Below are 6,908 nucleotides of genomic sequence, written 5' to 3'. Positions count from 1 at the left end.
CTCGGCGGTGCTCCATCTGCCACCGATATAGCATCACCGGATGTATGCCGAGCGATTCTGCCACATCCTTAGACCTAGCGTCGGGATGATAAGCCAATTTAACGGCTTGAAGCTTATAAGCCAAAGTGTAACGGTCGTAGTTTCTCTTTTTAGTTTGTCCCATTCTGGACCTCTTTCATAAACAGTAAATACCGTCCACGAAAGTGGTTACAGATCAGCAGCCGGTACGGCTGTCCGGCGCCGAAGGCGCGTAGTTGATTGACTTGTTACGCATTCTTTATAACCCAGGAGTTTGAGTGCCCCAAAAACTATCCAATTCTTTGCAAAATTCTCTAGATTTCGGCTGTAGCATTTTACAAAATTGCACCGCTTGTTTTTCATTTGAAATTAGATGGTTAGTAATGCCCTCTAGAAAACCGAGTGTTGCACCATATTGAACATCTTGGTCACCTTCAATGATGAACTTTTCCACCAGCCCGCATGCTTTTAAAGTCTCGGACTTATTTTCTTTTCTCAACAGTTCTAATACGTATTGGATATATGGAGAAAAATCATTTGTAATTCCTGGCTCCTCATCTTCCCAGAAATCTAGGTGCTCTTGCCAATACGATCTAAAACCCTCGTGGGTATCTAGTATTAGTTTGACCGCTTCATCTTTATTCATTGGTAGAAATGCCTAACAGTTTATTAAACAGCGACAGGCTCACTATCGCTTTGGCTACTATTTACTTAAAAGCGATCTCCCAAGCAAAGGAAATACCCTTCGTATCAAAGACTTAAGATGGCGCTATCGATACTTCAGCAGATATAGTGAGCGAGTGGCTCGAGTCGGCGAATTCTACCCTCCGCCCTTTATCCTATTTCACGGCATTTTAAAATCAATGACTTACCTGCGCTCCTATATAGATATGAGCGCAGGCTCATTATTTCCCCCTCTCTTACAGTACTCTCTACAGCGACCTCAATGGCAAGAGCCTGCCCGGCACCGGGCCCGGTCTCTCGGCCCGGGCTGGGACCGCCGGTCCTGGCAGACGAGCCGCTGGCGGTTGCGCTGGCCGCTACTTGATGAAATAACCCACCGCGCGCCACTGGCCCTGCACCTTCTGGAATGTCACCGTTTCGGTAGCCCTGGCCTTGTTTTCAAAGCTGCTCGCCAGCTTTACAACCAGGTATTCACCATCCGGTGCGCCGGGCAGCGACGAATGCTCGCTGGTGGACTCCACCTCGCGGGACAGTATCTTTCCCAGCGGCTCCCGGACCTGCTCAAGCGCCTCCTGCCACTGCTGGCTCGTCACCTGCTGCCTGAACATGGGCGCAGATGCTTCCCAGCTCTGGTTATATGCGCCATTATCGATAGCCTCGAGCCAGGCGAGCACGGCTTGCACCGCCGGGTTATCCGCGGCGCTCGCCAGTCCCGGCAAGGCCAGTGCCAGCGCCAGTAGCAGCTGCTTTAAGATGCCTTTCTTCTTCATGATCCCTTCCCCTGGGTTGCTGCAGGACGCCCCCGCCCCGGGGCGGGGGCAACGATGGGGGCCACCCGGCCAGGCAGGGCCGGGGCAGGCCCGGTTAGCTCTCGGTCTCGGCCACCTTGCCCAGCTCGCCCACACCGGCTTCCTTCAGCAGCGAGTCCACCAGTGGTGCCATGGCGCGGTGCTTGAGCGCGCTGCCCACCAGGGCCTCTGGCAGGCTCTGGCTCGATCCCTCGCCATCCCCGCCGATAGGGCCGCCACCGGCACGTTCGCCGACGCCGTTGAGGCCCTCAACGGAGATGATCTTCATGCCGTCGATGCGCTCCATCGGTTTGACGCTCTCACGGATAATATTCGGCAGGTGCTCGTGCAGGCTGAGCACTTTCTTCAGGGCCACCTGGGCCTCATTGAGACTGTTGAAGGCCTCGTTCATCAGGCGCTGGCCCTCGGCGTCCACGGCATACTTTTCGCGATCGGCCTCGACCTTGATACGGATTGCCTCGGCTTCGGCAGCAGCCTGCAGGCGCAGGGCCTCGGCCCTGTCTTCGGCAGCGGCCTTGTCCGCCTCTGCCGCCACGGTAATGGCTGTGGCCTGGCGCTCGGCCTCTTTCTGCGCCTCGATGATCTCGATCTGCTTGTCGCGCTCAGCCACCTCGACGTCCTTGGCGGTACGCACCTGCTCCTCGGCCCTGACGGCCTCGGCCAGCGCCACATTGGCCTGCTGGTCGGCAACCGACTGTTCCTTGGATTTTTCCGCTACCGCAATGGCCCGTTCCTGTTCGGCGATTTCGACCGACTTTTGTTTCGAAATACGCTGTTCTTCAAGGATGCGCTCGCGCTCGATCTCCTGCTCCTGCAGGCGTTTCTCTTTCTCGATTTCCAGCAGGCGGGTGGCCTGCTCGGCGCCAATACGTGACTGGTCTACCTCGCGCTCTGCCTCGATGGCGGCCTGGCGGGCGGCGCGGTCTTGGGCCGCATGTTCACGGGCGATATCGGCCTTCTGGGCCGCCTCGCGATTTTCGATCTCGCGCTGCTGCTCAAGGTGGGCATAGCGCTTTTCTTTCTCGATTTCCAGCCGCTGGCGTTCCGCTTCCAGGTTCTTGGTCTCAATCTGGACACGGGTTTCCTGCTCTACATCGTTCACTTCCTTGCGGCGTGCCTCGATGGACCGGGTCATGCTGGCCAGGCCCTCGGCATCAAAAACGTTGTCCTGGTTGAAGAACTCCTTGTGAGTCTGGTCCAGCCCGGTCAGGGATACGGACTCCAGCTCGAGGCCGTTTTTAAGCAGGTCTTCGGAAACCACCTGCTGTACTTTCTGCACGAACTGGCTGCGCTGCTCGTGGAGTTCCGCCATCTCCATTTCCGCGGCTACTGAGCGCAGGGCATCGACAAACTTGCCCTCGATCATTTCCTTGAGTGCTTCCGGATCGAGCGTGCGCACCCCCAGGGTCTGGGCGGCATTGGCAATAGCGTCGGTATCCGGCTTCACCCGCAGGTAAAATTCCGCCAGTACATCAACCCGCATGCGGTCCTTGGTAATCAGTGCCTGGTGCTCCTTGCGCGATACCGCCAGGCGCAGGGTGTTCATATTGACGGGAATAATCTCGTGCAGCACCGGTAACACGAGGGCGCCGCCGTTCATAATGACTTTTTGCCCGCCCATCCCGGTGCGGACAAAAGAGCGCTCCTTGGAAGCACGGGTGTACAGTCGCGCGAAGATGGTGCCGATCACGATCAGCCCCACCAGGACAGCACCGGCCATGATCACGATGCTGGAAAGGTTTTGAATAAGCACTTCCTGTTTCTCCATTTTACTTGTTGTCTGTCAGGTGACGGCTGGTGGGCCGAATAACACGGAAGTGCGCCCCGCGCTCCTCCACCAACAGCACCTGCTCTCCCTGGCCGAAAATCTCTTCGGCATCCGGCTCCACCATCACATAGTGAGTGGTGCCAAACTCATCGCGAAACCGCGCCTCCGCTGGCGAGCCGGCTGTGGCCTCGCCGACGGTGATGACCGCGACACGGCCGATAAAACTGTTGCGGTCCACTGCCTCGGTTTCATCGCCCACCGCAAAGCGACGCAGCAAGTTGCCCACCGCCCGTACCTGCGGCAAGGCCAGCATGAATACAGGAATGGCCACCAGCCATGCGGGCAGCAGGAATCCCAGCAGCGATTCGGCGAACATCTGTACCAGCAGCCCGGTAATACCGAAACCGACCAGAAAGGTCACCAGCAGGATGAGCGCCGGTACCTCGCCGAAGCGCAGCCAGCCCAGCAACCTGGTCAGGCCGCCGCCCGCCGAGTCCGGCATATCCGCGTTGAGATCAAAGTCCGGCAGCAGGTTGTCGAGCAGGTCCGAGATACCAACCCCAATCAGGGTCATGACCCCTTCCATCACCGCGATCATCAGCATCAGCGCCAGTGCCGTGGTAAACAGCAGGTTTCCGTCCTGTAGCAGGAACTCCATCAGGCCTCCGTGCGGGATTTTATTTTGGCCAGGCGTTCCTTGACGCGATTACTGCGCGCCAGCTCCTCGAGCTCGGCGAGCTTGTTCGCGTCCGCGCTGGATTCGCTGGTGGGAACACCGGCTTTCTCCAGGACACGGTTGAAAGCACCGGTGGCCTGCTCCACTTTCTCGGCCGTTGCGCGGCTACTGCCGCGCTGCTCACCGGATGTACCGTTGCTCGCATGCTCGCTTGCACGGGCATACTCCCGCAGCTGTTCGCGCATTTCGCGCTTCTTACCCTGCAAAGCGCCGATATAGGCGTTGAGCTCATGGATTTCCTGGTCGGTCTCGCTGACAGCCTTTTCCAGTACGGGTATCTGTGCCTCGATATCCATCTGCTTGGCGATCGCCGCCTCAGCCAGGTCGTCACGCTGCTCCTGCACTGCAATCTCGATCTGTTCCCCAAGCGCACTGTGCCGCCGGTTCTCGTCGTTCAATGTCTTTGCGCTCAGGTACCTGGAGGCCTCGGCCTTGCCCAGCTGTTCGCGGACCTCGCCGATCGCGTCATCGATCTCGCGCACGGCCTGCTCCATGATGAGTTCGGGGGTGGCGCTTTCGATCGAGTCCAGCAGGGCATTGGTAGAGGCGGAAATAATCCGCGAAACGCGTTTAACCAGTCCTTCTTTCATTGTTTATTCCTCGGTTGGTCAATTTGGTTCAGCATTGGCGCAGATCTTCGATCTGGCGCTTTATATGCGTGGCGGCACCGGGGGCGGCCAGGCGCGGATGATCCTGCTGCACGAGCAGGTGAATACGTTCCAGGAAGGACGCCATCACCGGCAGGACACGCTGTTCCAGTGCGGGAGTCAGGGGCTCTTCATTTGCACACGCCTGTATTGCGGCAGCGCCCTCGGCAACCACGTCCAGCAGCGCCTCCACCAGCAGGCTGCGCCGACCCTCAGCAGCATAGCGGGCCCTGATTGGCAGAATGGTTTCACCGGCGGCGATGTAGGCACGCGCAAAGCTATTCACAGCCACTGACTCCCGGGCCATGGCGATCAGCTCGCGGATTTTTTCGCTCTGGGTAAGTGCGCCGTTGCGGTCGATGGACATCAGGTAGGCGTAGTCGTCCGGTGAAAGTCGCGCAGAGATAGACTGGGTTTTTGTAAGCATGGCGTTCCCTCGCTTGCCGTGTATACAAAAGTAAACACGGCCCCAGCCGCGGTCAATTACACGCCATTACACGCTCCCGGGGCCACAGGGTTGCCCGGAGCTTGTCGCAAGATCCAACCCCGCCCGGTTTTGGCGCCGGTTTTTGCCGCTCCTCCGGGAGTGAGCAACAGCCTGTGCTTTGCTGAGGGGACGGGTTCCTTTTCAGTGATTGCCCATGAGCACACCCAACCTGATCCTCAATGTCGACAGCTACAAGGCCAGTCACTACCTGCAGTACCCGCCGGGTGCGGAGTACGTGAGCAGTTACATCGAGTGCCGTGGCGGCGAATTTCCCGAGGCTGTGTTCTTCGGCCTGCAGGCCTTTGTGCGCGAGTACCTGCGCACCCCAATCCATATGGGGGACATCGACGAGGCGGAGGAAATGCTGCACAGCCACGGGCTGCCATTCCACCGCGCCGGCTGGGAACATATCCTGCAGGAGCACGACGGGCTGATGCCGGTGGAAATTTCCGCCGTGCCGGAAGGTACACCCGTGCCGCTGCACAACGTGATGCTGCAGGTGGTCAATACCTGCCCGGCCTGTTTCTGGCTCACCAGCTATATCGAGACCGCCCTGGTACGCGCCATCTGGTACCCGGTGACCGTGGCCACCCAGAGTCGGCTGATCAAGAAAATTATCGCCGGGTACCTGCGGGAAACCGCAGACTCCCTGGACTCGCTGCCGTTCAAGCTGCATGACTTCGGCGGCCGTGGCGCCAGTAGCCTGGAGAGCGCCATGCTGGGGGGTATGGCCCACCTGGTGAATTTCCGGGGAACAGACACCGTCTCCGGCCTGGTGGGGGCGCGGCGCTACTACGACGAGCCCATGGCCGGTATATCGATCCCGGCGGCGGAGCACAGCACCATGACCGCCTGGGGCCGGGAGCGTGAGGTTGACGCCTACGCCAACATGCTCGACCAGTTTGCCGGTCCGGGAAAGATCGTCGCGGTGGTGAGCGACAGCTGGGACCTCTGGCACGCGATCGAGAACATCTGGGGCGGGGTGCTGAAAGAGCGGGTAATCAGCAGCGGCGGCACACTGGTGGTGCGACCGGACTCCGGTGAGCCGGTCAGGATCGTTTGCGAGAGCATTGAACGCCTGATGCGGATTTTCGGTGCCTCCACCAACGGCAAGGGCTACCGCCTGCTCCCCGATTTCATCCGTGTCATCCAGGGCGACGGTGTCGACCGGCACTCGATCCCGAAAATCCTGCAGGCGATGCAGGATCGCGGCCTGTCTGCCGACAACCTCACCTTCGGTATGGGTGGCGCCCTCCTGCAGAAGCTCGACCGCGACCTGATGAGCTTTGCCATGAAAGCCAGCGCCATCCGAATCGACGGCGAGTGGCACGATGTATGGAAAGACCCGGTGACCGGGCCGGAGAAGAAGTCCATGCGCGGCCGGCTGGCCCTGGTCGAAAACGACGCGGGAGAGATGGAAACCATCCGGCTGGAGCAGTTGGGGGAGCGCAACAACCTGCTGCGGCCGGTCTACCGGGACGGCCAACTGCTGCGGGAAACCACCTTTGCCGAGGTGCGCCGTCGCGCCGAACCCTGACTACCGCCCCCCAATCATTCATTATCGACCCGCTAAAACCTGTTCTCGCCACGGCCGTGGCGCGGCAGCTTCAACTTATCCGCCCCTCCCCTCACCTTAACGACAGCCTCTTTACAAGCCTCGCCCGGGCGGCGGATGCTGGCTATTAGGGCAGCTTGCCCGGCGACCAGAGAACAATAACCAATATTCCCCGCATGCCGCCCGCGGTGTACCGGGCTGGGG

At 59.6% G+C, this 6,908-nt stretch carries 8 protein-coding genes; 1 reads left to right on the top strand and 7 read right to left on the bottom strand.

Annotated elements, in window-relative coordinates; translation table 11 throughout:
- The 7 genes from LVD11_RS17005 to LVD11_RS13745 form a co-directional block, all read right to left on the bottom strand.
- On the bottom strand, positions 1-163 hold a 163-nt coding region (locus LVD11_RS17005; RefSeq protein WP_369413322.1), incomplete at its 3' end, for a transposase.
- 114 nt (positions 164-277) lie between these two features.
- The gene (locus LVD11_RS13770) at positions 278-664 is read right to left on the bottom strand and encodes a DUF7674 family protein (RefSeq protein ID WP_237059962.1); all 387 of its coding nucleotides are present in this window, start codon (positions 662-664) and stop codon (positions 278-280) included.
- 394 nt (positions 665-1,058) lie between these two features.
- Positions 1,059-1,472, bottom strand: a complete 414-nt coding sequence (locus LVD11_RS13765; protein ID WP_237059960.1) for a DUF4019 domain-containing protein — start codon at positions 1,470-1,472, stop codon at positions 1,059-1,061.
- A 94-nt stretch (positions 1,473-1,566) separates the two neighbouring features.
- The gene (locus tag LVD11_RS13760; protein ID WP_237059958.1) at positions 1,567-3,264 is read right to left on the bottom strand and encodes a flotillin family protein; all 1,698 of its coding nucleotides are present in this window, start codon (positions 3,262-3,264) and stop codon (positions 1,567-1,569) included.
- A 16-nt stretch (positions 3,265-3,280) separates the two neighbouring features.
- Complete coding sequence (locus LVD11_RS13755) at positions 3,281-3,937, bottom strand: YqiJ family protein (RefSeq protein WP_237059956.1); 657 nt, start codon at positions 3,935-3,937, stop codon at positions 3,281-3,283.
- The gene (locus LVD11_RS13750) at positions 3,937-4,605 is read right to left on the bottom strand and encodes a PspA/IM30 family protein (protein WP_237059954.1); all 669 of its coding nucleotides are present in this window, start codon (positions 4,603-4,605) and stop codon (positions 3,937-3,939) included. Before LVD11_RS13750 ends, LVD11_RS13755 begins: the two co-directional genes overlap by 1 nt.
- 28 nt (positions 4,606-4,633) lie before the next feature.
- Positions 4,634-5,089, bottom strand: coding sequence for a hypothetical protein (locus tag LVD11_RS13745; RefSeq protein WP_237059952.1), 456 nt, complete (start codon positions 5,087-5,089; stop codon positions 4,634-4,636).
- A gap of 214 nt (positions 5,090-5,303) precedes the next feature.
- On the opposite strand from LVD11_RS13745, the gene LVD11_RS13740 reads away from it, so the two are divergent.
- Positions 5,304-6,686, top strand: a complete 1,383-nt coding sequence (locus LVD11_RS13740; protein ID WP_237059950.1) for a nicotinate phosphoribosyltransferase — start codon at positions 5,304-5,306, stop codon at positions 6,684-6,686.
- Positions 6,687-6,908 lie beyond the last annotated feature (222 nt).

It is taken from the genome of Microbulbifer sediminum (genome assembly GCF_021729035.1).
In the GTDB taxonomy this organism is placed as follows: Bacteria; Pseudomonadota; Gammaproteobacteria; order Pseudomonadales; family Cellvibrionaceae; genus Microbulbifer; species Microbulbifer sediminum.
This window is presented reverse-complemented; position numbering and strand designations above follow the sequence as displayed.